The organism is Spongiibacter nanhainus, from assembly GCF_016132545.1.
In the GTDB taxonomy this organism is placed as follows: domain Bacteria; phylum Pseudomonadota; class Gammaproteobacteria; order Pseudomonadales; family Spongiibacteraceae; genus Spongiibacter; species Spongiibacter nanhainus.
Map to the genome: position 1 here is coordinate 1,093,807 of NZ_CP066167.1, position 24,875 is coordinate 1,118,681.

The following is a 24,875-nucleotide window of genomic DNA, read 5'->3' on the forward strand; positions in this document are numbered from 1 at the left end:
TAACGGCGGCTGTGGTGCAGGCGCTGAATATTGTCGCGAAATACCGGTAAACCCTATGACTGAACAGTTAGATATCGTCAAGCTGATCTTCGGCCGCCTCACACTGGATGCCATTCCTTATTACGACCCGATTATTGTATCGACATTTGCCGTTGTCGCCGTGGCTGGTACTGCACTGCTGGTGGCCGTGACACGAGCTGGGTTGTGGGGGTACTTGTGGAAGGAATGGTTCACCAGCATTGACCATAAACGCATTGGCGTGATGTATATGATACTGGCGATGGTGATGCTGCTGCGGGGCTTTGCCGACGCCATCATGATGCGCATTCAGCAAGCGATAGCCTTTGGCGATGCCACTGGCTATTTACCGCCTCATCACTACGACCAGATTTTTACCGCCCACGGCGTGATCATGATCTTCTTTGTGGCCATGCCCTTTGTGGTGGGCCTGATGAACTATATCGTGCCACTGCAAATCGGTGCCCGGGATGTGGCGTTTCCCTTTTTGAATAACTTCAGTTTCTGGATGACGGCGGCCGGTGCCGTGCTGATCATGGCTTCGCTATTCATTGGTGAGTTCGCCATGTCCGGCTGGTTAGCGTACCCACCTTTGACGGGGATAATGCAGAGTCCCGGGGTCGGGGTGGACTACTATATATGGGCACTGCAGATCGCCGGGGTTGGCACGTTGCTGTCGGGGGTGAACTTTGTGGTTACCATCGTCAAAATGCGCGCTCCCGGTATGACCATGATGAAAATGCCGGTATTTACCTGGACCGCGCTCTGTACCAACGTGCTGATTGTCGCGGCGTTCCCGGTTCTTACTGCGGTACTGGGCCTACTGACCCTGGATCGCTACCTGGGTATGAACTTCTTCACCAATGATCTTGGCGGCAACGCCATGATGTATGTGAACCTGATTTGGATCTGGGGCCACCCGGAAGTGTACATCCTGATCCTGCCTATCTTTGGTGTGTTTTCCGAGATAGTGGCCACCTACAGCGGCAAGCGCCTGTTTGGTTACTCCTCCATGGTCTACGCCACCGTGGTGATCACCATCCTGTCCTACATGGTGTGGCTGCACCACTTCTTTACCATGGGATCGGGGGCAACGGTGAATAGCTTCTTTGGTATCACCACCATGATTATTTCGATACCGACAGGGGCGAAGGTCTTTAACTGGCTGTTTACCATGTACCGTGGACGCATCCGGTTTGATTTGCCGATGATGTGGACGATCGCCTTTATGGTGACCTTTGTCATTGGCGGCATGACTGGAGTGTTATTGGCGGTGCCACCGGCCGACTTTGTGTTGCACAACAGTCTGTTTTTGATAGCTCATTTCCACAACGTCATTATTGGCGGTGTGGTGTTCGGGGTGTTTGCCGCCATCGCCTACTGGCACCCGAAAATCACCGGTTACAAGCTGGATCCGTTCTGGGGCAAGATTTCGTTCTGGTGTTGGGTCATAGGTTTCTATCTGGCCTTTATGCCGCTGTATGTGCTGGGCCTGATGGGGGTAACCCGCCGTATGAGCCAGTTTGATGATCCCTCGCTGCAGATCTGGTTTCAGATCGCGCTGGTGGGAGCGGTCTTGATCGGCATTGGCATTATCACCGTGCTCTACCAATACTATGCGAGCTATCGCAAGCGGGACCAGTTGCGAGACGAGACCGGCGACCCCTGGAATGGGCGCACGCTGGAGTGGTCAACCTCGTCGCCGCCGCCCCAGTACAACTTTGCCTTTACCCCCAAAGTCTACGACAACGACGCATGGTGGCACATGAAGGCCAATGGCTTTAAGCGTGCGACGGGTGGCTTCCGGCCTATACATATGCCCAAGAATACCGCCGCGGGGATTGTTATCGCAGGGATAAGCACTGTGCTGGGCTTTACCTTGATCTGGCATATGTGGCTGCTTGCGGGACTGTCCTTTGTCGCCTTAGTCGGCGCGACCATCGCTCACACGTTCAATTACAACCGCGATTACTACATCCCGGCTGATGAAGTGGCTGAAGTAGAAGCCCGGCGTGGCGAGGAGGTAATAGCCTGATGTCACACTCTGTTAATGCGGCCCCGGGGCGGGCGCAACAGTTCGAGTTTTTGGATACCAGCGATCACCACGTGCCCAACGGTACTTTGCTGGGTTTCTGGATTTATCTGATGAGCGACTGCCTCATCTTTGCGGCGCTGTTCGCCACTTATGGCGTGCTGGCGCAGAGCTATGCGGGGGGGCCGACCGGCGCCGACCTGTTCGACCTGCCGCTGGTGGCGCTCAATACCAGTTTCCTGTTGTTGTCGTCCATTACTTATGGCTTTGCCATGCTGCAAATGCAGCAGAACCGCTTGCGGGGCACGCAGGTCTGGTTGGCAATCACCGGTGTGCTGGGGCTGAGCTTTTTGGCGGTTGAGCTCTACGAGTTCAATCACCTGATATATGTCGGCGCGGGTCCGCAACGCAGTGCATACTGGTCTGCCTTTTTTGGTTTGGTGGGAACCCACGGCCTGCACGTTAGTGTTGGGGTGATTTGGCTGGTCACGCTGTTGGTACAACTCAACAAGTACGGCCTCAATGTCGCTAATCGCCGCCGGGTGTATTGCCTGTCGATGTTCTGGCACTTCCTGGATGTGGTGTGGATTGGCGTCTTTACCTTTGTATACCTGATGGGGTCTATGTCATGAGCGAGCATCAATCTCACGATCATCACCATGAGGAGGAGGGGCCGCATTGTTCCTTTAGCGGCTACATGATCGGCTTTTTACTGTCGGTATTTCTCACTGCGATTCCCTTCTGGTTGGTAATGGGCGACGTCTTTACCTCCAAGAGTTTGACCATCGTTGTCATTATGGCGTTTGCTGCGGTGCAGATTGTGGTGCACATGATTTATTTTCTGCACATGAACTTTCACTCGGAAGGTGGCTGGAACATGTTGGCGCTGTTATTTACTGCCGTGCTGCTGTTTATCACCTTGGCAGGCTCCTTGTGGGTGATGTACCACATGAACGCCAATATGATGCCGGGTATGGGGTGACTGTGTCCGGGCTGATTGAGTCCGATCAGGCAGTCTCCGGGGCTACTGGCCCCCGCCGAGGCCTCCATGTGCTACTTGCGCTGGCCGGAGCGTTGGCCTTTGTCGGCTTCGTGGCTTTGGGGAACTGGCAGCTGGAGCGCTTGGAATGGAAACGAGGCCTTATCGAGCGGGTCGAATCCCGGGTGGGTTCGCCGGCTGAGGAGGCGCCACAGCGGGCCCGTTGGGCTGCGGTCAATCGTCAAGACGACGAGTATCGTCACGTCGCGGTTGCGGGGGAATTTCTGTCGGAGCTGGATACCCTGGTGGTCGCCGCTACTGAACTGGGCAGTGGTTACTGGGTGGTGACGCCACTGCGCCGAGTGGATGGTGATGTGGTGCTGATCAACCGGGGCTATATCCCCCAGGGTGTGGAGCCGGTGCCGCCCCCCAAGGGAGAGGTCCGTATCTCTGGATTGCTGCGGATTACCGAGCCCGGTGGCAGTGTGCTGCGGGATAACGACCCAATGGCGGGGCGATGGTATTCCCGGGATGTTGCCGCCATCGCCGCCGCCCGGGGCATCGAAGCGGCGCCCTATTTTATTGATGCAGCGGCAAATCAGGCTGGCAGCCCCGGTGGTGCTGGTCCGGTGGGTGGACTCACCGTGCTGCGCTTTCACAATAATCACCTAGTCTACGCCCTCACCTGGTACGGTCTGGCCTTGATGGTAGTGGCCGCCGGGGTACTGGTGTGGCGGGAGTCGAGGAAGGTGAAGAAAAGGGGCGAGCCGAGAGAGCCGAGGGGAAGGTAACGCGCTCGCAACTGACCCGCTGGGACCTGCGTATAACTGGGTATAATGGTGGCGCTATCTAACCCGCTCTCGAGGGCTCTATTGCTATGACAGGATCGCAGCTTATCGCCGATACGCTCAGGGCGGCCATGCTCCGCCGCGCGGGTGATGGCGACGCCGATACCCTGGGCAAGCACATGCGTCAGTTGGTGCAACTGCGCTGGATGGCGGTGCTGGGCCAGCTGCTGACTATACTGGTTAGCGAGTACCGCTTCCATGTCGATTTACCCCTGCAAACCATGTTCAGTGTGCTCGCAGCGCTGGTGCTGTTTAATCTGCTTTACGAAATTGGTTTGCGCTTCGGTCATCAGGTACGAGCTGTAGAGCTTTTTGTGGGCCTGTTGGTGGACATGGGCACACTGACCTTTCAACTGTATCTCAGCGGTGGCGCCACTAACCCCTTTGTTTTTCTGTATTTGCTGCAGGTAGGGCTGGCTGCGGTGATGGTGGCTCCGTCCTATGCCTGGGCGCTGCTGGGGGTGGCGACGCTGTGCTTCTTATGGCTAGCGGAGTCGGGGATGCCACTGGACTTGCCCCAGGATCACCACCTGGGCATCCGCAGCTATTATGTCCAGGGCATGCTGATCTGCCTGGTACTCAATGCCGCCTTGCTGGTGGTGTTTGTCAACCGGATTACCCGCACCCGGCGGGATCACGACGCGCGGTTGGCGGAGCTGCGGCAGCGCGCCGTAGAGGAGGAGCATATCCTCCGCATGGGGCTGCTGGCCTCGGGGGCGGCCCATGAGCTGGGCACGCCGCTGGCGACCATCGCGGTGATTTTAGGGGATTGGCGCCATATGCCGGCATTCAATTCAGACGCCGGCCTAAAGGAAGATATCGACGAAATGCAGACCCAGGTACAGCGCTGTAAGGCCATTGTTAGCGGTATCTTGTCCTCGGCGGGCGAGACTCGGGGCGAAGCCTCGGGGGAATCCACCGTGTGTGAATTTTTCGATGAGCTGGTCGAGCAGTGGCAAAGCACCCGTAAACCCGGAGCGCTGGATTTTCAGAACTGTTTTGGCGAGGACGTGGATATTGCCTCCGACTCGGTACTTGAGCAGACGGTATGCAACCTGCTCGACAATGCTCTGGAAGCTTCCCCCACCTGGGTGGGCATTGAGCTGAGTCGGGATGGCGATACGCTGGTGATCAAAGTGTTTGACCGCGGGCCCGGTTTTTCCAGTACGGTGCTGGCCAACCTGGGCCAGCCTTATCAGTCCACCAAGGGGCGCCCCGGCAGCGGTTTGGGCTTGTTCCTGGTGTTAAATGTGGCGCGTATTTTGGGTGGCCAGCTGCAGGCTCAAAACCTGCCGGGCGGCGGTGCTGAGGTGAGCCTGCGCCTGCCATTGGAGGCGCTAATATTGAAGGACGAGGAGGGTAAAGCCGATGACCGATAACTCGCCGCCGGCAGCATCGCGGCATTTACTGCTGGTGGAAGACGATGCCGCCTTTGCCCGGACTCTCAGTAAGTCCTTCGAGCGACGGGGCTATCGAGTCTGCCATGCTGCCAGTCTGGAAGGGGTGCAGGAGCTGCTGGCCACGGAATCGCCGGGGTATGCGGTGGTTGATCTGAAGCTGGAGGGCGAAGCCTCGGGGTTGGCGTGTGTTCAAGCGCTGCACCAGCATGACCCCGATATGCTGATCGTGGTACTGACCGGCTATGCCAGTATTGCCACTGCCGTTGAAGCCGTGAAGTTGGGGGCCTGCCACTACCTGGCAAAGCCCTCCAATACCGACGATATCGAGGCGGCCTTTAACGGCGCCGAGGGCAACGCTTCCGTCGAGATCAGCGGTCGTGCCACCTCAATCAAAACACTGGAATGGGAGCGCATCCACCAGACCCTGGCGGAGACTGGTTTCAATATTTCCGAGACAGCCCGGCGGTTGGGGATGCACCGCCGCACCTTGGCCCGCAAGCTGGCCAAACAGCAAGTCAAATAGCGGCAATCGCTGGGCGACGCATTGAATAACTATTATTTGGCGTAAGGCTGAATAAATATTTCGATACACTGCCGGCTTAGCGTATAAATAAAATTATCTACTGCACTCCCTGCTCATACTCTGGTTGAGAATATCGGCGGCCTGCCCGGCCGGTGTCGTTCCAGAGCGCGGGAGTGAGTGATGAGCGTTTTTGATTCTCCGTTTTTCGATCAGCACGAATATGTGGTGTCCCATTGTTGTCCTGAGTCGGGCCTAAAGGCCATTGTCGCTATCCATAACAGTCAGCTCGGGCCAGCCATTGGCGGTTGCCGGATGTACCCCTATACCTCAGGCGCAGCGGCTCTGGATGACGCGCTGCGCTTGTCCCGGGGGATGACCTACAAATCGGCGCTGGCTGGTCTGCCGTTGGGAGGGGGTAAATCGGTGATCATCGGCGATCCCCGGCGGCACAAAACACCGGAACTGCTCAAGGCCATGGCCGAGTTCATTAACACCCTGAACGGGCGCTACATCACCGCCGAGGATTCGGGAACCAGTGTCGAGGATATGGCGATAATGCGCCGCACCAGCCGCTATGTGCTGGGCGCAGAGAACCTTCAGCACATCGGAGCCGACCCCTCTCCCTATACCGCACGAGGGGTGTATTTGGGCATTCGCGCTGCGCTGGCCTGGCGTGGCGAGGGCGACTTGTCGGGCAAGCGTGTTGCGATTCAAGGTGCCGGTGCGGTTGGGGCGGCCCTATGTCGCTTACTGCTTGGGGCGGGCGCTCACGTCTTTGTCGCCGACCCCGATACCCGCCGCTGTGAGGCTCTGCAGGCCTTGGGGGCAGTGGTGGTGCCGGTGGATCAGGTGCTCTTCTGGGAGGCCGATGTGTTGGCACCCTGCGCGATGGGCGGCGTGATCAGCCCGGCAACCGCGCCCAAGATCCGGGCAACGGTGGTGGCCGGTGCGGCCAACAATATGCTGGTGGATGGCCATCTGGCGGACCTGCTTGCCGACAGAGACATCCTCTATGTGCCGGATTTTGCGATCAATGCTGGCGGGATTATGGCGGTCTACAGCCAGTACAACGGTGAGACGCTGGCCGAGCTGGAGCGTCGCCTGGAGACCATTCCGGACGCCCTCAACCGCGTCTTTGCGCTGGCCGAAAGTGGCGTGTCCACCCACGTAGCGGCTGAACGTTTGGCGGCGGAGCGCTTGGGCGTGCCCGTGTCGGGGCCGTTGCGCCGGGCGGGTTAGCTTGCCCGGCCGGTCTGCAGGCTGGGGGTACCACTGTCTTGGGCGCGAAAATTGGCGGGGGTCAGGACGGTATCCCGCGCTTCGGGAAGCGGGTCGGGGTAGTCCAGGGTGTAGTGCAAGCCGCGGCTTTCTCTGCGGGACATCGCGGAGCGGATAATCAGCGTGGCCACTGTGGCCAGGTTGCGCAGTTCCAATAGGTCGTTGCTGACTTTGTAGTTGGAGTAGTATTCGGTGATTTCCTGCTCTAACAGCGCAGCTCGATTCAGTGCCCGTTGCAGGCGCTTGTCGGTGCGCACAATTCCAACGTAGTCCCACATAAATCGCCGCAGCTCGTCCCAGTTGTGTGAAATCACCACATCCTCATCGGAGTCGGTCACCTGAGATTCGTCCCAGGGCGGCGCCACGTCCGGCATCGGCAAGCTGTCCAGACGGGCCAGCAGGTCCTGGGCGGCGGAGCTGCCGTAAACAAGGCACTCTAACAGGGAGTTGCTGGCCAAACGGTTAGCGCCGTGAAGCCCTGTGAAGGCGGTTTCGCCAATGGCGTAGAGCCCCTCCAGATCGGTACGTCCGGCCTGGTCTGTCATCACCCCGCCGCAGGTGTAGTGGGCGGCGGGAACCACCGGAATGGGCTCTCGGGTGATATCAATGCCCAGTTCCAGACAGCGAGCACGGATGGTGGGGAAGTGCTCCAGCAGGAACTCGGGAGACTTGTGGCTGATATCCAGATACACGCAGTCGCTGCCCAGCCGCTTCATCTCGTGGTCGATGGCTCGGGCGACAATGTCCCGGGGGGCCAGTTCGCCGCGCTGGTCATAGCGGAACATAAAACGCTCGCCCCGGGCGGTCAGCAGCCGCCCCCCTTCGCCCCGAATCGCTTCGGTGATAAGGAAGGACTTGGCCTTAGGGTGGTAAAGACAGGTGGGGTGAAACTGATTGAACTCCAGATTAGCTACCCGGCAACCGGCCCGCCAGGCCATCGCGATGCCGTCGCCGCTGGCGCCATCGGGGTTACTGGTATACAAATACACCTTGTTGGCGCCGCCGGTGGCGAGGACCACCGCCTTGGCGTGGAACAATTCCACGTGTCCGCTGTCTCTGCACAGCACGTAAGCGCCGTGACAGCGGCCACTGCGGACAATCAGGTCAACTGCGACGTAGCGGGTAAAAAGGGTGATGTTGTCGTGCTGTGTTGCCTGTTGGCTCAGAGTGGTGGATACAGCGCGCCCGGTGGCGTCGGCGGCGTGAATGATACGGCGGTGGCTGTGGCCGCCCTCCCGGGTGAGGTGAAACTGGTTCGAACCGTGGTCAAAGCGGGTGAATTGGACGCCCTGGGACAACAGCCAGCGAATGCTGTCTGGGCCGTGGGCTACCGCAAAGCGGACGCTATCCTCATGGCATAGTTGGGCGCCGGCATTCAGGGTATCCTCAATGTGGCTGTCGTGGCTGTCAGTCTCGTCCAGTACTGCGGCAATGCCGCCCTGTGCCCAATAGGTTGCGCCGTGGTTGAGCTCACCTTTGGACAGCACCGCCACCCGGGCGTGGTCTGCCAGCTGCAACGCCAGGGTCAGGCCGGCGGCGCCACTACCGATGACCAGAATATCGTGGGAGTGGTAGTGACTCATTGGCGAATTTGCTCCGGACAAAAGGCAACGCTACTATGCCGCTCGTAGTAAAAGTGGGCAAAGTATACTGATACACATCGCGCTTACCAATTAACGGCGGTGTGGCGAGGGTGGCAGGCCGGCTCGGGAAGGCGATGGCAATAGGTACACTTCCTGAGTAAAACGTAAATATTGCAGGGAAACAATGAGAGAACTTCTTTTGAGCGAGCTGGTCTACTGCACAGGCGGTAACGCACGCGAGATCGGCCAGCTGGCCCCGGAGCACCATGAGCCAGCCTAATGCGTCGGATCAGCAGCTGGTTGAGCGAGTAAAAAAAGGCGACAAGCGGGCCTTTGACCTACTCGTGCTCAAGTACCAGCACAAGATATTTGGGTTGATATCCCGGTATATCAAGGACAGCGACGAGATTCAGGATGTGGCGCAGGAAGCCTTTGTGAAGGCTTACCGGGCACTGCCCAAGTTTCGGGGCGACAGCGCCTTTTACACATGGCTGTACCGGATTGCGATTAACACCGCCAAAAACTACTTGGTGGCGCGCAATCGTCGGCCGCCGGGTGTCGATGTCGACGTCTCGGACGCTGAGTACTTTGAAGGGCCCTCCGCCCTCAAAGATATTGAGTCGCCGGAGAGCCAGCTTTACGGACAAGAGCTGCATCAGGTGGTCCAAGAGGCGATTCGCGCCTTGCCAGAGGACTTGCGTACGGCACTGACATTGCGCGAGTTCGATGGATTGAGCTACGAGGATATTGCCTCGGTCATGGATTGTCCGGTCGGCACGGTACGGTCGCGGATTTTTCGCGCCCGGGAAGCGGTGGATACACGGGTCAAGGCCCAGATGAGTGGTGAAGAGGTGGAAGTATGAATGATACCGTCAGAGAATCCCTGTCGGCGCTGATGGACGGCGAGGCGACCGAGCTCGAGCTGCGGCGAATTCTGGCATCCGATGATCCGGCGATTCGCCAGCAGTGGTCGGAGATGCATCGCAATCAGGCCTTGCTGCAGGAGCAGGGGGTAGCCTACCCAGAGCTGGACGTATCGGCGTCGGTCATGGCTGCGATCGAGGAAGATAAAGCGCCTTCATCAGGTAGCCTCAAGCAAACCCTGAGCGGCCTGGCAGTGGCTGCCAGTGTCGCTGCTGTGGTTGTGGTGGGGTCGATGGGCACCAGCCTTTTTGACGGCCAACCCAGTGCAGTGGTGGCTGAGAACGTCAGCAGCGGTCGAGTCTATCCCGCGCAGGCTGCGCCGGCCTCCGGTGGTGTCCCTGTTAACGCACAGACTCTGGGGCCGGTGCCGGTATCAGCCGATCAAGACGCCAAGGCCAGAGAGCATTTTGAAGCGCTGCTGCGCAAGCATACCGACCGCGCCGCACTCAATAACGGCCAGGGGCTGACTTCCTACGCCAGAGTCGTAGGCCAGGAGTCCGAGTAAGGTGCGACGTCAGGTTCGATCAGGTTTAGCACTGTTTTTTGTCGGGGCTTGCCTCGCGAGCCCTCTGACCTCCTTCGCATCCCCCGCCCAGTGGCTTTTGAAAATGACCGAAAGCCACCGTCAGCTCAATTATCAAGGCATTTTCACTTACCAGATCGGCGAGCAAGTCTCCAGCTTTCGCATCTCCCACACTGTCCGTGACGGCAAGGAATTTGAGTCCCTGGAATCCCTCGATGGCGAACATCGGGATTTGGTGCGCCAGGGTCACGATGTCCACTGTGTCCACCCCGGCCCGGAGTTGATTCGCCTCAAAGTCGCTGGTGATCCCGGTGTGGACTATTCTTATATTGTCGACATGGAAGGGCGCCAGCGCGTTGCCGGGCGCCAAGCGGTGTCGCTGGCTATTCGTCCAAGGGACACCCACCGCCTGGGGTATCGCCTGGCACTGGATGAGCAAACCGGTTTGCTATTGCGCTCCGACATCATTAGCCAGCAGGGCAAGATGTTGGAGCGCTTCCAATATGTGATGCTGGAACTCGGCGAAGCTCCAGCGTCGATGCCCACGCCGGTGGCGACGAGTCACAGCAAATTTAACGCGGTAGCAGACGACGCGGGCCGTGCCGCCTTGCCCTGGAAGCCGGCTTGGGTGCCGTCGGGCTTTACCTTGGTACCTGCGCCGGAACCGGCCGCCGATAGTGGTCAGAGCTACACCGACGGCCTGGCCGTACTGTCGATTTTTGTCGAGGCCCTAGAGACGTCCACGGTCCGTGAGGGCAGCATGCGTCGCGGTGCGTCGGTGAGCTACACCACCTCTTACCCCGAGTACAGCAAGCTGGTAACCGTGGTGGGGGAGGTACCCATGAGTACCGCCAAACGGGTGGCTGAGTCGATTCGCTGGAACAACGACGTTTCCCAGCAGCAGGTGCTGCAATGATCAGTGAAACCGGCCGAGTAGTCGGTATCGACGACGACGCACTGTGGGTGGAAACGGTGAGCCGCAGCACCTGCGGTAGTTGCGTGGCGCAAAATGCCTGTGGTCAAGGTGTGCTGAATCGCCACTTTTCCGGTCGTCGCAATCAGTTGCGCGTCAGGCTGGGAGACCGCTCAGCCGACGAATTCAACTTAAACGACGAAGTGGATATCAGCATCCCCGAAGTGGCATTGGTGGGGGGCGCTATGGTGGTGTATTTGCTGCCATTGGTCACCATGTTGACGGCCGCGGTGTTGGCAGATCGCTGGTGGAACAGCGATGGCGTCGCCGCTGTGGGAGCGCTGGTTGGTTTCGTCTTGGGGATGGCATTAGTACGGGGCCACGGTGTTTGGGCCAGCCGACGCGCATCGTTCCAGCCCCAGATTGTGGCCCGGCGCGGTTTTGCCTCGCCTCCCCCCCTGGTGCAGCCGCTGGACCCTGACGGGCGCGCCTGAACTCGATCACCCCCGCAGCATAGCCCTGGGTAGCGCCTTTGCGCTACAATCCCGCCCTTATATTTCGGCCCCGGCCGTTTCCCGCTTTGCACACAGAGAGATACACCGGCGATTCATGTAACGCCAGGTGCTGAGGATTCAATTTATCGTGCGTAGTCTCGACTTGATTCGCAACTTTTCCATCATCGCCCATATCGATCACGGCAAGTCCACCCTCGCCGACCGCTTTATTCAAGTATGTGGCGGCCTGACTGACCGGGAAATGGCTGAGCAAGTCCTGGACTCTATGGATCTGGAGCGGGAGCGGGGCATCACCATCAAAGCTCAGAGCGTGACGCTCAACTACAATGCCAAAGACGGCAACACCTACCAGCTTAACTTTATCGATACACCGGGGCACGTGGACTTCTCCTACGAGGTGTCCCGCTCGCTGGCGGCCTGTGAGGGCGCTTTGTTGGTGGTGGATGCGGCCCAAGGGGTTGAGGCGCAATCCGTGGCCAATTGCTACACCGCGATCGACCAGGGCCTGGAGGTCCTGCCCATTCTCAACAAGATGGACTTGCCCCAGGCGGACCCGGACAAGGTCAAACAGGAAATTGAGGAAATTATCGGCGTCGACGCCAGTGACGCGGTGCCGGTGAGTGCCAAATCGGGGATGGGGATCGAGGATGCCCTGGAGCATCTTGTTGCCAAAATCCCGCCGCCGGAGGGCGATCCGGAAGGGCCGCTGCAGGCACTGATCATCGACTCTTGGTTCGACAACTACCAGGGCGTCGTGTCTTTGGTGCGGGTTAAGCACGGCACCCTGAAGAAGGGCGAGAAAATCATCTCCAAGTCCATCGGCAAAGCCCACGTGGTGGACGTGGTGGGCGTCTTTACCCCCAAGCAGACCAGTACCGGTGTGCTGCGGGCCGGTGAAGTGGGTTTTGTTATCGCCGGTATTAAGGATATCCACGGCGCCCCGGTGGGGGACACCTTTACCCACGCCGCCACAGAAGATGTGCCGGCGTTGCCCGGCTTTCAGAAAGTTAAACCGCAAGTCTATGCGGGGCTGTTCACGGTATCCACCGACGACTACGAAGATTTTCGTGACGCACTGGGTAAGTTGACCCTGAACGATGCCTCGCTGTTTTACGAGCCCGAGACCTCCGATGCGCTGGGTTTTGGCTTCCGTTGTGGCTTCCTTGGCACCTTGCATATGGAGATTATCCAGGAGCGCCTGGAGCGCGAGTACGACCTGGATCTGATCACTACGGCGCCCACGGTTATCTACCAGGTGCTGAAAAAGAACGGCGAGGAGATCATGGTGGACAACCCCTCGTCGATGCCCGATCCCGGCGAAGTGGAAGAAACCCGGGAGCCCATCGCCCGGGTCAATATCCTGGTGCCCCAGGAGTATCTCGGCAATGTGATGACGCTGTGCTCGGAAAAACGTGGTATACAGAAGGACATGCAGTTCCTCGGTCAGCAGGTGTCCATCGTTTGGGATATCCCCATGAGTGAGGTCGTGCTGGACTTCTTCGACCGCCTGAAGTCGGTGAGTCGCGGCTTTGCCTCCTTGGATTACAGCTTTGACCGCTTCGAAGCGGCCAATTTGGTCAAGCTGGACGTGCTGATTAATGGCGATCGCGTCGATGCGCTGGCTATTATTGTGCATCGGGATTTTGCCCAGTCCCGGGGGCGGGTACTGGTGGAGAAAATGAAGGAATTGATTCCCCGGCAAATGTTTGATGTGGCTATTCAGGCGGCGATCGGTGGCCACGTCATTGCCCGGCAAACCGTTAAGGCCTTGCGCAAAAACGTCACTGCCAAGTGCTACGGTGGCGATGTCAGCCGTAAGCGCAAACTGCTGGAAAAACAAAAAGAAGGTAAGAAACGCATGAAGCAGGTGGGGAATGTGGAGATACCCCAGTCCGCGTTTCTTGCTGTGCTAAAAGTGGATGGTTAAGGAAACAGGGGATGGTTAATCTCGTTCTAATTGTGGTGGCGTCGGTGACCCTGGTGGTGTGGATGATCCAGGAAGTCCGCGGCCGCAAACAGATGCAAACCGCGCTGCAGTGGTGCGCCGAGAAAAAGACGGCTAGCGACGCCGAGAGTTTGCGCCAGCAGGTGGTGCCGGGCTGGCTGGAGTGGAGCTACCGGCTGGTGGTATTCCTCTGGTTTGTGTGGATAGCCAGTGTGGTACTGATCAAAGATGGCGACTTCGCGCTGGCCTTGGTGGTGCTGACCTTCGTCGCGGGGATCATTGCCGGTCTGGATCGCTTTGTATTTGAAAAATCCCGCCGCGCCTTTGTGCGGGCCGGTAACGTGGCGGTATATATCACCTATTTCGTCAAACAGGAGCAGGATGCCCTCAAGGCTGAATTTGGCGAGACCCTTCCCATTGCCGAGAACGCCCGTTCGTTTTTCCCGGTGTTGCTGGTGGTATTGGCGCTGCGCTCCTTTGTGGTGGAGCCCTTCCAGATTCCCTCCGCTTCCATGGTGCCCAGCCTCGAGGTGGGCGACTATATACTGGTGAACAAATTTAATTACGGTCTGCGCCTGCCGGTGTTGGGGACGAAAATTGTCGACATCGGCGAGCCGGAGCGCGGCGATGTGATGGTGTTCTTCCCCCCCAACGATAAACGCTATTTCATCAAGCGGGTGATTGGCTTGCCGGGTGATAAGATCCAATATATCGACAAGCAGTTGTATATTAACGGCGAAGCCGTGGAGCAAACCCTGATTGCGGAAGTGCCCCCCATGCAGCCAGTCACTGAGGTGATTCGTGAGGACCTGAGCGGCGTGGAGCACCTTGTTCACCACGACACGCGGATTTACCGCGGCGACTTTACTGTGGACGTCAAACCCGGTCATTACTTTATGATGGGGGATAATCGCGACAACAGCTCTGACAGTCGGGTTTGGGGGCAAGTGCCAGAAGAGAATATTGTCGGCCAGGCGTTTGCGGTATGGATGCACTGGCAGTCGTTTTCAGAGCTACCCAGCTTTGACCGGGTGGGTCTAATCCAATAAGGGGAAGAGCAATGCGTCACACTCAACGCGGCATAGGGATGTTGTCCCTGTTTGTTTTGATTGCAGTGGTTTCTTTGCTGGGGACGGTGACCATCCGTCTGGCGCCGGTCTATCTGGATTACTGGGGCCTCACTCGGGTCATTGAGGGTGTGGTGAAAGAGCACAATGGAACCGATGCCAGTCCGGTTCAGGTGCGCTCCACCTTGTCTCGCCACTTTGTGACTAACCGGGTCGAAGCGGTGTCAATCCGCGATTTGAAAATCAGCGTTGTGGACGACAATGTAGTGATTGACGCCTCATACGAAAAGCGTGTGCCGCTAATTTTCAATGTCGATGCGGTGGTCAAATTTGAAGACGCGCGGTATGTCATTGAGCGCAAGTAGGGCCCGTGTCTGACCTGTCTACACTGCTGCAACAGCTGAATTATCAGTTTGCCGATCCCCAACTCCTTCAGGTTGCGCTCACCCACCGCAGTGCCGGTGGCGAAAACAATGAGCGCCTCGAGTTCCTCGGTGATGCTGCGCTCAATTTGATTATCAGCGAGGATTTGTACCGCCGTTTCCCGGATATTAGAGAGGGAGAGCTGAGTCGCATTCGCGCGGCTTTGGTGAACGGCAAGGCCTTGGCGGTATTGGCCCGGGAGCTGAGTGTGGGTGAGCATTTACAGCTGGGCGCGGGAGAGCGCAGCAGCGGTGGTCACCGCCGGGAATCTATTCTGGCCGATGCCTTTGAGGCAATTTTGGGGGCTATCTACCGAGACGGTGGTTTTGAAGCGTGCCGGCAAGTGGTTTTGGTGCAATACCAAAGCCGCCTGGATGCGCTGGATCCCAAGGCCAGCCACAAGGATGCCAAAACCCGTTTGCAGGAGTTTCTTCAGGCTCGCAAGCAGCCATTGCCGGATTATCAGGTGCAGGACGCTCAGGGGCAGCAGCACGCGCAAACCTTTGTGGTGGCCTGTCGTGTGGCTATGCTGGACAAAGCTGTGCTCGCTGAAGGGCGCAGTCGTCGCAAGGCGGAACAAGCCGCGGCCCAACACGCTCTCGATTTACTCGAAAAATACCGATAGGACAGACTATGACCGCGTCGCGTTGCGGCTTTATCGCTATTGTTGGACGCCCCAATGTGGGCAAGTCCACGCTGCTCAACCATATCTTGGGTCAGAAACTCAGTATCACGTCACGCAAGCCGCAAACTACCCGCCATCAGGTATTGGGCATTAAAACGGAAGGCAACTGTCAGGCGATTTACGTCGACACCCCCGGTCTGCATCGCCGCAATGAAAAGGCCATCAACCGCTATATGAACCGCACCGCCAACTCGGCCCTTAAAGATGTCGATTTGGTGTTGTTTGTGGTGGATCGCGACCAGTGGACCGACGAAGACGATATTGTTCTGCAGCGCATCCAACAGGTCGATTGCCCGGTGATTCTGGTGATCAATAAGGTGGACCGCTTGGCTGATAAAAAGGCGCTGTTGCCGCTTATCGGGCAGTTGGGCGAAAAGCACGACTTCGCGGAAATCGTACCGGTGTCGGCCCTGCGGGGCCACAACCGCGACGACCTGGAGGCGCTGATCGAGCGCTACCTACCGGAAAGTGTCCACTTTTACCCGGAAGACCAAATTACCGACCGCAGCGAGCGCTTTCTCGCCGCCGAGCTGGTGCGGGAGAAAGTCATGCGTCAGCTGGGCGAGGAAGTGCCCTACGAAGTGACGGTAGAGATTGAAGAGTTTAAAACCTCACCCAAGCTGACCGAGATCAGTGCTCTGATTCTGGTGGAGCGGGCCGGGCAGAAAAAAATCATTATTGGCGAGGGTGGCTCCCGTATGCGCCAAATTGGCGCCGAGGCCCGGCGGGATATGGAAAAGCTTTTTGACAGCAAAGTGATGCTGCGGCTGTGGGTCAAGGTCAAGTCGGGCTGGTCCGACGATGAGCGGGCCCTGCGCAGTTTGGGTTATAACGACAACGAGTAATGCGGCTGCCCGGGTGCAAAGATCATGTCCCACATCGATGCTGAGCCGGCCTTTATTCTTCACCTGCGTCCCTATCGCGACAGCAGTGCGCTTATCGATGTTCTGAGTCACCGCCAGGGCAAGGTCTCCTGTGTGGTGAAGGGCTTGCGGGGAGGCAGTAAATCTCGTCAGGCCTGGCGAGCCGGGTTGCAGCCCTTTAATCTGCTGTTGTTATCTTGGCGGGGACGTACCGAACTGAAAACCCTCAGCGATGTGCAGCCCCAGCGTCAGTACCGTTTGGCCGGACAGGTGCAGTTCTACGGTCTCTACCTCAACGAGTTAACTCAGCGCCTGCTGCACGATCACGACCCCCACCCGGATATATTTGAACACTATGTTCACAGTCTCGCCGATCTGAGTCAGTCGGGGATGAGTGAGGCGGTATTGCGCCGCTATGAGTTTGCGCTATTGCGGGCCTTGGGTTATGGCGTGGAGCCCGGCTATTGTGCCGATAACGGTAGTGCCGTCGACCCGCGAGGGCGCTATCGCTTTGTGCCGGAATACGGTATGCAGCGAGTTGCTGAGGGGGAGTTGGGGTTTGATGGCGAGGTGTTGTTACAAATCGCCGCCGGGCAGTTTGAGGGTGAAGCGCTACGGGTTGCCAAACGGCTCACCCGCTCGGCGCTGGCGCCGCTGTTGGGCGATAGACCGCTGCGCAGTCGCGAACTGTTTGTTGGGGCCGCTGGCGGCGGGGATCGTGGAGAACTGACAAAATGATCGTGGGCATCGGTACCGATATGGCGGATATCCGCCGCATAGAGGACGTGTATAGCCGTCATGGCGACCGCTTTGTGCGCCGTGTCCTCAATGTGCAGGAGCGGCAGCGTTGGGCAGAGCACCACAACCCGGTGGCTTATCTCGCCAAGCGCTATGCGGTGAAAGAAGCGGCGGCCAAAGCCCTGGGGGTTGGAATTGGTGCCCGGGCTAAGCTCCACGATTTTACCGTTAGCTACACTCCGGTGGGGGCGCCGCAACTAAATCTGTCCGGCCAGGCCAAGCAGACCGCCGACGAAATAGGTGTCACTGCGGCCCACGTGTCGATCAGTGATGAGTGGCCCTATGCCCTGGCTTTTGTGGTACTCAGCGGGCTGCCGTGAGGCCTATAAAAGCTCAGTCGTCAAAAAGGACACTGATCTCATGATCGGCCTGCCATTCTAACAACTCATCAATGGCGTCCAGTACTGCCTGCAGTGCCCCTTGGGGCGACTGGTCGCCGCGGTTAAGCTTGTCCGCGAGGGCAGCTACAGCCTGCTCTAAGTGTGGAGTACCAGTGTAGCAGCAGGCGCCCTTGAGGGCGTGATTGCTTTCGCCAATGCCATCCCAATCCCCCCAGTCTTGCGCCCTTGCTAACTCGTCGCGGTGGCCGGGCAGGGCATCCAGCAGCATAACGAGCATGTTCCGCGCCAGCGACGGCTTGCCTTTGGCTCTTTGCAAACACTGACCGATATCGATGGGACGGGCAATGTGCTGGTCGTCATCGCCATCATTGCTCTTGGCATCCTGGGGAAGGCTAAAGGCGGTGAGATACTGAGCCAAAAGCTTGGCCAGTTTGTGCTCGTCCACTGGCTTGCTGAGAAACTCGGTAATCCCGACTTGGCGCAGTTGCTCGGGGTTTTCCGGTGACAGGTAAGCCGAAACCGCAACCACCGGGGTTCCGCTATTGAGCGGTCTCCGGCGTATTTCATCCGTTGCGGCGATGCCGTCCAGCTGTGGCATCTGAATATCCATAAAAATCAAATCAAAGTGTTGCTGCTCGCACAGTTTGATGGCTTCTAGGCCGTTTTTTGCTTGCTGACAGGCCACCCCAAACGGCTGTAAGTAGTGTTCGAGAATCAGCAAATTTGAGGGGTTGTCGTCCACCAGTAGAATGCTGGCGCCAGGGTAGTGCTGCTGTTGGTGGTCAATCCGCGACACGCCTTGGGTCAGCGCATCGTAAAGTTGGTTCCGGGTTGCCGGTTTACGCAGGTAGATGAAATTAGCGGGCACTTCTTTTTCGGGTGGCGTGGCGGCGATAACGATGCAGCGGCGCCCCCCGGCAGGCTCGGGCAGAGAGCGTTCAGCCTCAAGAGAATCCAGGCAAATAATGATGTGTTCGCAGCCCCATTCCAATTGTTCCAAGTCTTGGCAGTGATGGACCTCTGCCTGCCAGCTGTGGAGGGTTTCCCGGATTGCTTGGGCATGGACCGTGCTGCGGTCGTAGAGGGCAACCCGGTGACCCTGTAGTTGATTGAAGTTGCGCGCAGGTACTGCATTGAGTAGCGGTTCCGGTTTGACGGTCACCCAAAAGGTACTCCCTTCGCCCTGGGTGCTGTGGACGCCGACATCGCCGCCCATCTGTTCCACCAGACCTTTTACGATCACCAGACCCAGCCCGGTACCGCCGTATTGCCGGGTAATAGAGGCGTCGGCCTGGCTGAACTCCCGGAAGATTTTCTTCTGCTGATCTTGGTTCATACCGATGCCAGTGTCACTAACGGCGATCTTTAGCTCCAGGTCACAGGCCTCTCTCTGGAGTGCACTGAGTTCGATACGGATGCTGCCCGAGGGCGTAAATTTGATGGCATTGTTGATCAGGTTGGTGAGGATTTGCCGCAGGCGCAGACCGTCGATGCTGACCGCCTCTGGCAGCCTTGGGTCCACAATCAGACCGATATCGAGGTGTTTCTCGTAGGCATTGGGAGCCAGGATGGCCAGGGTTTCTTCGGCGAGCTCGCGGATATTTACCGGTGCGTTATCGAGAACCAGCTTGCCGGCTTCCAGTTTTGAAAAATCCAGAATATCGTTGATCATCGTCAACAGGTTGCCAGCAGAGCTGCGTATGGTTTCCACATACTGCCGTTGGCTGGGGTCCAAATCCGAATTCAACAGGATTTTACAAAAGCCCAGTACCCCATTGAGCGGGGTGCGGATCTCGTGGCTGGTGTTGGCGAGAAACTCGGATTTTATTCGGTTTGCCTCTACCGCTTCCCGCCGGGCCAGGTCCAGCTCGATATTCTGGATTTCCTGTGTCTCCAGGGTTTCCCGCAGATCGTCGTTGCTTTGTTCGATATTGCGTTGCAGTTCCTGTAGCGCCTGGTGATGGTTGCTATCCAGTTCCACCAAACTGGCGGCCAGGTCGGCGAACTCGTGCTGGCTGGAGAGTTGTGGATGATTGGCCCGGCCGCCGCCAATTAGCTCCTTCACGGCTTTGACGAGCCTGTCGATATCGCGCTGAATAGATCGGTTGATGGCCGCCATCAGCGCGATGCTAACCAGCAGAATGACAGTGGCTAGCAGGCTGGTAAGGAGTAAGGTTCGGGCCCGGCTCAGGGAGTAGTGGTGCCAGTTAAACTGCATTTGCAGGGTGCCGGCCAGCTGCGGTGTGCCGTCCTGGTGGGCGATGATAGGCGCAATTGCCTGCATGCTCTCTCGACTGCTGTCTGAGCCGGAGATCAAGTTGGTCTGCATGCCTGTGGGGAAACTGTCCGGGGGAGGCATGGTCGGCCCAGCCCGGGCCAGTAACTGTTGCTGGCTGTCGAAAATTGCCACTGAGCGGACACCGGGTTCCTCCAGGGCCGCCCGGGCGAGATCATCAAGCGCCTGGTCGCGGTTGTGGCGTAGCACTTCATTGGCCAAAATCGCCACCTGACGGCTGGCGGCCAGGGCCCTTTCGGCCATCAGTGAATGTAACTCACGGAACTGGGCGTAGACCAGATAGCTGCCCAATATTGAGCACAGCAACAGAACGGGGGCGATGCCCAGTAATATGATCCGGTGCTTGATTCCAAACTGCCTTAGCATGCTCGCTGGAGCCTTCTGCGGGTGGAGTGGTATTATCATGGCCCAAAAATCGCGCTGTATCTAATCGGCCTTTGGCGTTTCATCCGACCTGGGCTAAAAATCGGGTATCAGAATACATTCCAGCGGCGCAGCGTTGTCAGGCGATACTATGAAAGAATTCCCCACCATTGAGCAATTTATCGGCAATACCCCCCTGGTTCGTCTTCAGCGCCTGCCGGGTGATACCAGCAATACTGTGCTGGTTAAGCTGGAGGGCAATAACCCCGCCGGTTCAGTAAAGGACCGACCTGCCATCAGCATGATACTGCGGGCCGAGGAGCGGGGCGAGATTAAGCCTGGGGACACCTTGATCGAGGCCACCAGTGGCAATACCGGTATTGCCCTGGCGATGGCGGCGGCGATTCGCGGCTATCACCTAGTGTTGATTATGCCCAGCCATATGAGTACCGAGCGCAAGTTGGCCATGGCGGCCTACGGCGCCGAATTGATCGAGGTGACCCAGGCCCAGGGCATGGAGGGCGCCCGGGATTTGGCACTGGAAATGCAGGCCGCGGGCAAGGGCAAAGTATTGGACCAATTTGCCAATGCCGACAACCCCCGTGCCCACTACGAGGGCACAGGCCCGGAAATCTGGCAGCAAACCGGCGGGCGTATCACCCACTTTGTCAGCTCAATGGGGACCACAGGGACGATTATGGGGGTGTCCCGGTATTTAAAGGAAAAGAATCCGGACATCGAAATCGTCGGTCTGCAACCCGACGACTGCTCCAGTATTCCAGGTATTCGGCGTTGGCCAGAGGCTTACCTGCCGTCGATCTATGACGACACCCGGGTCGATCGCATCATCGATATGGATCAGCAGACCGCCGAGCAAACTATGCGGGCGATGGCGGCGGAAGAGGGCATCTTCTGCGGCGTATCCTCTGGGGGCGCTGTGGCGGGTGCCCTCAAGCTCAGCGCCACAGTGGAAAACGCGCTGATCGTGGCGATTGTCTGTGATCGCGGCGATCGTTACCTGTCCACTGGTGTTTTTGATGCGGCTTTGACGCCCTAATTGGCGACAGCCCTGTGGCCGTGGTGACGGCCGCGAATTCTGGGAGCGTTATGGTTAAAGTCCGAGAAGATTACCCTCAGCTGGCCGATGGCCGCGTTGATCTGACGCGGTGGATCGAGCGGCTGCCCATCGATCGCAGCATTGTTGACCAAGCTGCTCTTCTCAAAGCATTTGAGTTGGCGGAGCAGTGTGCCCAGTGTCCCGGCGCGGTGCGGGACAGTCTGCCCACCGCTCTGGAAATGGTGGAGATCCTGGCGGATTTACACCTGGACCAGGATAGTCTTATCGCGGCGGCGCTGTTCCGCGCGGTGAGGGAAGAGCAGCTCAGCCTGGAAACCTTGAAGGCCAAGTTTGGCGCCGATGTGGCCAAACTGGTGGAAGGGGTGCTGGGCATGGCGGCCATCTCCCGGGTCAATGCCGAGCTGGATACCCCGGTGCTTGGACAGTCAGAAGCCCAGAGTGAAACTATCCGCAAAATGCTGGTCGCGCTGGTTGACGATGTACGGGTGGCGCTGATCAAACTGGCGGAGCGTACTTCGGCGATTCGTGCGGTAAAAAATCGCCCTGAAAAGCGCTATCGGGTGGCCAGGGAGGTCTTCGATATTTACGCACCGCTGGCCCACCGGCTTGGTATCGGCCATATCAAGTGGGAACTGGAGGACCTGTCCTTCCGTTACCTACAGCCCGACGCCTACAAAAAAATTGCCAAACTCCTGGACGAGAAACGCCTCGATCGGCAGCACTATATTGACGACGTGATTCAGCAGCTGCACAACGCCCTGGAGAGTGAAGGCATCCAGGCGGAGATCGCCGGCCGGGCCAAGCACATCTATAGCATCTGGCGGAAAATGCAGCGCAAGGGCATCGGCTTTTCCCAGGTATACGATATCCGCGCTGTGCGGGTGTTGGTGCCGGATCTGAAGTCCTGCTATACCGTGTTGGGCCTTGTTCACGGCCTGTGGCGGAATATTCCCAACGAGTTTGATGACTACATTGCCAACCCCAAGGAGAACGGCTATCGCTCACTGCATACGGCGGTGATCGGTCCTGGAGGCAAGGTGCTGGAGGTGCAGATCCGCACCCAATCCATGCACGAAGAGGCCGAGTTTGGTGTCTGCTCGCACTGGATGTACAAAGGCACCGATCGCAGCAATAAAGCCAACAGCAGCTACGATGAAAAAATTGCCTGGCTGCGTCAGGTCCTGGATTGGCACGAGGAGAGCGGCAGTTCCAGCGATGTCGCGGAGCAATTTAGTCGCGCTCAGGATCGCGTCTATGTGTTTACCCCAGAGGGCCACGTGGTCAACCTGCAAAACGGCGCCACTCCCCTGGATTTTGCCTACCATATTCACACCGAAGTTGGGCACCGCTGTCGCGGCGCCAAGGTTAACGGCCGTATTGTGCCGCTGACTTACACACTGTGTACCGGCGAGCGGGTAGAAATCCTGACCGGCAAAGACGGCAAGCCCCGGCGCGATTGGTTACAGAGTAACCTGGGCTACCTTCGGACCGGGCGGGCGCGGAGCAAAGTGCAGCACTGGTTCCGGCAGCAGGCCAAAGAGGACAATATTCAGGCCGGGCGCGCCCTGCTGGAGAAAGAATTCAAACGCTTGGCACTGAACAGTATCGACTACAAGTATATCGCCGATCACCTGCACTGCCCGTCGGTGGAGGATATGTACGCCTCCCTGGGTGCCGGTGAAATCAGCACGGTGCAAGTCATCAAAGTGGCGCACCAGCTGGTCGGTCGTGATACCGCTGAACAGACACCGGCGCTGCGCCTGCGGCGGCCGTCCCGTTCCAGTAGCGACGGCAGCTCGGTTCAGGTCAGTGGTGTGGGCAATTTGCTGACCCACTTCGCCCAGTGTTGCAAACCCCTGCCCGGAGAGGCGATTGCTGGTTATATCACCGTTGGTCGGGGGGTCAGCGTACACCGCCAGGATTGCAGCAAACTGCTGCAACTGCAGAGTGTAGAGCCCCAGCGTATTATTGCGGTGGACTGGGCCGATGCCCAGGTGGATACCTATCCCGTGGATATCGAAATCGAGGCCTACGACCGACAGGGCTTGTTGCGGGATATCACTCTTCAGTTGGCCACCGAAAAGGTCAACGTTATTTCTATGAACACCGTCACCGACACCGCCAATCATATGGCGACCATGAAGATTCGGCTGGAGATCAGTGACCTGGCGGCGTTGTCCGGCTTGTTTAGTCGGCTTAATGGCCTGCCCAACGTGGTATCGGTGGCGCGGATACAGGAGTCCTGATGTACGACATAAGCGACCTCCAGGCCCTGATGGCTCGCCTTCGCGACCCGGTGGACGGCTGTCCCTGGGACCTCAAGCAGAGCTTCCGCAGTATTGTGCCCCATACGCTGGAGGAGGTTTATGAGTTGGTGGATGCCATCGAACAGGACGACCTGCCCCAGGTGCGACAGGAATTGGGGGATGTGCTATTTCAGTTGATCTTTTACAGCCAGCTTGCCAGTGAGCAGGGCAACTTCGATTTTAGTCAGGTGGTAAACGATATCACCGCTAAATTGCTGCGCCGCCATCCCCATGTGTTCCCCGAGGGGACCCTGAACAGTCGGCGTGATGGCCAAGCCCCTCAGGATGACGCGATTAAGGCGCGTTGGGAGGCCATCAAATCGGAGGAGCGGCGGGAGAAGGCTCAGCACAGTCTTATGGACGATATTCCCGCTGCACTACCTGCTCTCACCCGCTCTGCCAAGCTTCAAAAGCGGGCGCGTCAATTCGGTTTTGATTGGCAGGATATCTCGGGGGTTGTGGCCGCCCTTCACGATGAGTTGGAGGAGCTTGAAGAGGCCAGACAAAGCGGCGACAAGGCAAAAATCGCCGATGAAATGGGGGATGTACTGTTCTCAGCCGTCAATCTGTGTCGGCACCTATCCCTCGACCCGGAAGCCGTATTGCGGGACGCGGGGCGCAAGTTTGAGCGGCGCTTCCGTTATGTTGAGGCCCGGGCCCTGGAACAGGGTGTCGCATCAAGCAGTGATGAGGTTAACCCACAGCTGGACCTGTTTTGGACCGAGGCCAAACGCCAGGGTTTATAACGGTGTGTCAGTGCTGATCCTGGCGCTTGTATTTAGATAGATACTTGTCGGTCAGGTCCAAGTAGCGGGGGGTGGGACCGACATCCTCGTACATCGGATCGCCCATTTCGTCGGTGGCAACGACTTTGTCACCGCGGATGTAGGGCATCACACTCTCCAGCTCGTCCAGTGAGGCGCTAAGCAGGTCGCTGATTAGCTCTTCCACACTGCGGCGCGGATACAGCTCTGCCAGAGCCTGGAGCCGGGCGGCGTCCTTGATAGGCAAGCGGACCTCGTAAGTGTCGGCGGTGAGTGTACCGCCAGCGGTTTGCTCCCAGAGTTTGAGCAAGTCTTTCACGGTCATTGGCTGCGTCCTCTCTAGCTACCTGAGTCGTCTTAGGGATCAATCAAGCCACACCTTCATGATATCGACTTAAGGCACAGAATCC

The 24,875-nt window shown here is 58.1% G+C and carries 24 protein-coding genes; 21 read left to right on the top strand and 3 right to left on the bottom strand.

The features are described from left to right. Window positions 1-55 precede the first annotated feature (55 nt). The 7 genes from cyoB (at window position 56) to I6N98_RS04975 (ending at window position 7,039) form a co-directional block, all read left to right on the top strand. Window positions 56-2,053 (top strand): cytochrome o ubiquinol oxidase subunit I, encoded by a 1,998-nt coding sequence (gene cyoB, locus I6N98_RS04945; RefSeq protein WP_232787466.1) that lies wholly within the window; start codon window positions 56-58, stop codon window positions 2,051-2,053. Continuing rightward, the gene (cyoC, locus tag I6N98_RS04950; protein WP_198570689.1) at window positions 2,053-2,682 is read left to right on the top strand and encodes a cytochrome o ubiquinol oxidase subunit III; all 630 of its coding nucleotides are present in this window, start codon (window positions 2,053-2,055) and stop codon (window positions 2,680-2,682) included. The genes cyoB and cyoC overlap by 1 nt, the downstream gene beginning before the upstream one ends. Beyond that, on the top strand, window positions 2,679-3,032 hold the full coding sequence (cyoD, locus tag I6N98_RS04955; RefSeq protein ID WP_198570690.1) for a cytochrome o ubiquinol oxidase subunit IV: 354 nt from the start codon (window positions 2,679-2,681) through the stop codon (window positions 3,030-3,032). The genes cyoC and cyoD overlap by 4 nt, the downstream gene beginning before the upstream one ends. 2 nt (window positions 3,033-3,034) lie before the next feature. Continuing rightward, on the top strand, window positions 3,035-3,820 hold the full coding sequence (locus I6N98_RS04960; protein ID WP_232787467.1) for an SURF1 family protein: 786 nt from the start codon (window positions 3,035-3,037) through the stop codon (window positions 3,818-3,820). An 86-nt stretch (window positions 3,821-3,906) separates the two neighbouring features. Further along, on the top strand, window positions 3,907-5,256 hold the full coding sequence (locus I6N98_RS04965) for an ATP-binding protein (protein WP_198570691.1): 1,350 nt from the start codon (window positions 3,907-3,909) through the stop codon (window positions 5,254-5,256). Further along, window positions 5,246-5,800, top strand: coding sequence for a response regulator transcription factor (locus tag I6N98_RS04970; protein WP_198570692.1), 555 nt, complete (start codon window positions 5,246-5,248; stop codon window positions 5,798-5,800). Before I6N98_RS04965 ends, I6N98_RS04970 begins: the two co-directional genes overlap by 11 nt. Window positions 5,801-5,980: 180 nt before the next feature. Beyond that, window positions 5,981-7,039, top strand: a complete 1,059-nt coding sequence (locus I6N98_RS04975) for a Glu/Leu/Phe/Val family dehydrogenase (RefSeq protein ID WP_198570693.1) — start codon at window positions 5,981-5,983, stop codon at window positions 7,037-7,039. On the opposite strand, the gene nadB is transcribed toward I6N98_RS04975, so the two are convergent. After that, window positions 7,036-8,661, bottom strand: coding sequence for an L-aspartate oxidase (gene nadB, locus I6N98_RS04980; RefSeq protein ID WP_198570694.1), 1,626 nt, complete (start codon window positions 8,659-8,661; stop codon window positions 7,036-7,038). The genes I6N98_RS04975 and nadB overlap by 4 nt on opposite strands. Window positions 8,662-8,927: 266 nt before the next feature. Between nadB and rpoE the strand changes: the two genes are divergently transcribed. From rpoE to acpS, 11 genes are all read left to right on the top strand, one after another. Then, the gene (rpoE, locus tag I6N98_RS04985) at window positions 8,928-9,524 is read left to right on the top strand and encodes an RNA polymerase sigma factor RpoE (protein ID WP_198570695.1); all 597 of its coding nucleotides are present in this window, start codon (window positions 8,928-8,930) and stop codon (window positions 9,522-9,524) included. Continuing rightward, window positions 9,521-10,090: a sigma-E factor negative regulatory protein gene (locus tag I6N98_RS04990; protein ID WP_198570696.1), complete on the top strand. Its 570-nt coding sequence runs from the start codon at window positions 9,521-9,523 to the stop codon at window positions 10,088-10,090. Before rpoE ends, I6N98_RS04990 begins: the two co-directional genes overlap by 4 nt. Window position 10,091: 1 nt before the next feature. Next, window positions 10,092-11,024, top strand: a complete 933-nt coding sequence (locus I6N98_RS04995) for a MucB/RseB C-terminal domain-containing protein (protein ID WP_420496985.1) — start codon at window positions 10,092-10,094, stop codon at window positions 11,022-11,024. Next, on the top strand, window positions 11,021-11,515 hold the full coding sequence (locus I6N98_RS05000) for a SoxR reducing system RseC family protein (RefSeq protein ID WP_198570698.1): 495 nt from the start codon (window positions 11,021-11,023) through the stop codon (window positions 11,513-11,515). Before I6N98_RS04995 ends, I6N98_RS05000 begins: the two co-directional genes overlap by 4 nt. 148 nt (window positions 11,516-11,663) lie before the next feature. After that, on the top strand, window positions 11,664-13,463 hold the full coding sequence (lepA, locus tag I6N98_RS05005; RefSeq protein ID WP_198570699.1) for a translation elongation factor 4: 1,800 nt from the start codon (window positions 11,664-11,666) through the stop codon (window positions 13,461-13,463). An 11-nt stretch (window positions 13,464-13,474) separates the two neighbouring features. After that, window positions 13,475-14,530, top strand: coding sequence for a signal peptidase I (gene lepB, locus I6N98_RS05010; protein ID WP_198570700.1), 1,056 nt, complete (start codon window positions 13,475-13,477; stop codon window positions 14,528-14,530). Between the two features lie 11 nt (window positions 14,531-14,541). Continuing rightward, on the top strand, window positions 14,542-14,913 hold the full coding sequence (locus tag I6N98_RS05015; RefSeq protein WP_198570701.1) for a DUF4845 domain-containing protein: 372 nt from the start codon (window positions 14,542-14,544) through the stop codon (window positions 14,911-14,913). A 5-nt stretch (window positions 14,914-14,918) separates the two neighbouring features. Then, window positions 14,919-15,596 carry a ribonuclease III gene (gene rnc, locus I6N98_RS05020; RefSeq protein ID WP_198570702.1) on the top strand — a complete coding sequence of 226 codons (678 nt, stop codon included), beginning with the start codon at window positions 14,919-14,921 and terminating at the stop codon, window positions 15,594-15,596. Window positions 15,597-15,604: 8 nt separating this feature from the next. Continuing rightward, complete coding sequence (era, locus tag I6N98_RS05025; RefSeq protein ID WP_198570703.1) at window positions 15,605-16,501, top strand: GTPase Era; 897 nt, start codon at window positions 15,605-15,607, stop codon at window positions 16,499-16,501. 24 nt (window positions 16,502-16,525) lie between these two features. Further along, window positions 16,526-17,257, top strand: a complete 732-nt coding sequence (gene recO, locus I6N98_RS05030) for a DNA repair protein RecO (protein ID WP_198570704.1) — start codon at window positions 16,526-16,528, stop codon at window positions 17,255-17,257. Next, the gene (gene acpS / locus I6N98_RS05035) at window positions 17,254-17,637 is read left to right on the top strand and encodes a holo-ACP synthase (protein ID WP_198570705.1); all 384 of its coding nucleotides are present in this window, start codon (window positions 17,254-17,256) and stop codon (window positions 17,635-17,637) included. The genes recO and acpS overlap by 4 nt, the downstream gene beginning before the upstream one ends. A 13-nt stretch (window positions 17,638-17,650) precedes the next feature. On the opposite strand, the gene I6N98_RS05040 is transcribed toward acpS, so the two are convergent. Further along, window positions 17,651-20,320 carry an ATP-binding protein gene (locus I6N98_RS05040; RefSeq protein WP_198570706.1) on the bottom strand — a complete coding sequence of 890 codons (2,670 nt, stop codon included), beginning with the start codon at window positions 20,318-20,320 and terminating at the stop codon, window positions 17,651-17,653. A gap of 148 nt (window positions 20,321-20,468) precedes the next feature. Here I6N98_RS05040 and cysM point away from each other — a divergent pair, with 148 nt between their 5' ends. The 3 genes from cysM to mazG are packed head-to-tail and all read left to right on the top strand — an operon-like array spanning window position 20,469 to window position 24,447. Continuing rightward, complete coding sequence (gene cysM, locus I6N98_RS05045; RefSeq protein ID WP_198570707.1) at window positions 20,469-21,374, top strand: cysteine synthase CysM; 906 nt, start codon at window positions 20,469-20,471, stop codon at window positions 21,372-21,374. Between the two features lie 50 nt (window positions 21,375-21,424). Then, on the top strand, window positions 21,425-23,641 hold the full coding sequence (gene relA, locus I6N98_RS05050; RefSeq protein ID WP_198570708.1) for a GTP diphosphokinase: 2,217 nt from the start codon (window positions 21,425-21,427) through the stop codon (window positions 23,639-23,641). Further along, a complete protein-coding gene (gene mazG, locus I6N98_RS05055; RefSeq protein WP_198570709.1) occupies window positions 23,641-24,447 on the top strand; it encodes a nucleoside triphosphate pyrophosphohydrolase in 807 nt (268 codons plus the stop codon). Before relA ends, mazG begins: the two co-directional genes overlap by 1 nt. A gap of 7 nt (window positions 24,448-24,454) precedes the next feature. On the opposite strand, the gene I6N98_RS05060 is transcribed toward mazG, so the two are convergent. After that, window positions 24,455-24,790 (bottom strand): type 1 pili tip component, encoded by a 336-nt coding sequence (locus I6N98_RS05060; RefSeq protein WP_198570710.1) that lies wholly within the window; start codon window positions 24,788-24,790, stop codon window positions 24,455-24,457. Window positions 24,791-24,875 lie beyond the last annotated feature (85 nt).

Bases quoted from the DNA above. Each gene is read 5' to 3' on its own strand.
- cyoB (WP_232787466.1), top strand. From the start codon at position 56: ATGACTGAACAGTTAGATATCGTCAAGCTGATCTTCGGCCGCCTCACA.
- cyoC (WP_198570689.1), top strand. From the start codon at position 2,053: ATGTCACACTCTGTTAATGCGGCCCCGGGGCGGGCGCAACAGTTCGAG.
- cyoD (WP_198570690.1), top strand. From the start codon at position 2,679: ATGAGCGAGCATCAATCTCACGATCATCACCATGAGGAGGAGGGGCCG.
- I6N98_RS04965 (WP_198570691.1), top strand. From the start codon at position 3,907: ATGACAGGATCGCAGCTTATCGCCGATACGCTCAGGGCGGCCATGCTC.
- I6N98_RS04970 (WP_198570692.1), top strand. From the start codon at position 5,246: ATGACCGATAACTCGCCGCCGGCAGCATCGCGGCATTTACTGCTGGTG.
- I6N98_RS04975 (WP_198570693.1), top strand. From the start codon at position 5,981: ATGAGCGTTTTTGATTCTCCGTTTTTCGATCAGCACGAATATGTGGTG.
- nadB (WP_198570694.1), bottom strand. From the start codon at position 8,661: ATGAGTCACTACCACTCCCACGATATTCTGGTCATCGGTAGTGGCGCC.
- rpoE (WP_198570695.1), top strand. From the start codon at position 8,928: ATGAGCCAGCCTAATGCGTCGGATCAGCAGCTGGTTGAGCGAGTAAAA.
- I6N98_RS04990 (WP_198570696.1), top strand. From the start codon at position 9,521: ATGAATGATACCGTCAGAGAATCCCTGTCGGCGCTGATGGACGGCGAG.
- I6N98_RS05000 (WP_198570698.1), top strand. From the start codon at position 11,021: ATGATCAGTGAAACCGGCCGAGTAGTCGGTATCGACGACGACGCACTG.
- lepB (WP_198570700.1), top strand. From the start codon at position 13,475: ATGGTTAATCTCGTTCTAATTGTGGTGGCGTCGGTGACCCTGGTGGTG.
- I6N98_RS05015 (WP_198570701.1), top strand. From the start codon at position 14,542: ATGCGTCACACTCAACGCGGCATAGGGATGTTGTCCCTGTTTGTTTTG.
- era (WP_198570703.1), top strand. From the start codon at position 15,605: ATGACCGCGTCGCGTTGCGGCTTTATCGCTATTGTTGGACGCCCCAAT.
- recO (WP_198570704.1), top strand. From the start codon at position 16,526: ATGTCCCACATCGATGCTGAGCCGGCCTTTATTCTTCACCTGCGTCCC.
- acpS (WP_198570705.1), top strand. From the start codon at position 17,254: ATGATCGTGGGCATCGGTACCGATATGGCGGATATCCGCCGCATAGAG.
- I6N98_RS05040 (WP_198570706.1), bottom strand. From the start codon at position 20,320: ATGCTAAGGCAGTTTGGAATCAAGCACCGGATCATATTACTGGGCATC.
- cysM (WP_198570707.1), top strand. From the start codon at position 20,469: ATGAAAGAATTCCCCACCATTGAGCAATTTATCGGCAATACCCCCCTG.
- relA (WP_198570708.1), top strand. From the start codon at position 21,425: ATGGTTAAAGTCCGAGAAGATTACCCTCAGCTGGCCGATGGCCGCGTT.
- mazG (WP_198570709.1), top strand. From the start codon at position 23,641: ATGTACGACATAAGCGACCTCCAGGCCCTGATGGCTCGCCTTCGCGAC.
- I6N98_RS05060 (WP_198570710.1), bottom strand. From the start codon at position 24,790: ATGACCGTGAAAGACTTGCTCAAACTCTGGGAGCAAACCGCTGGCGGT.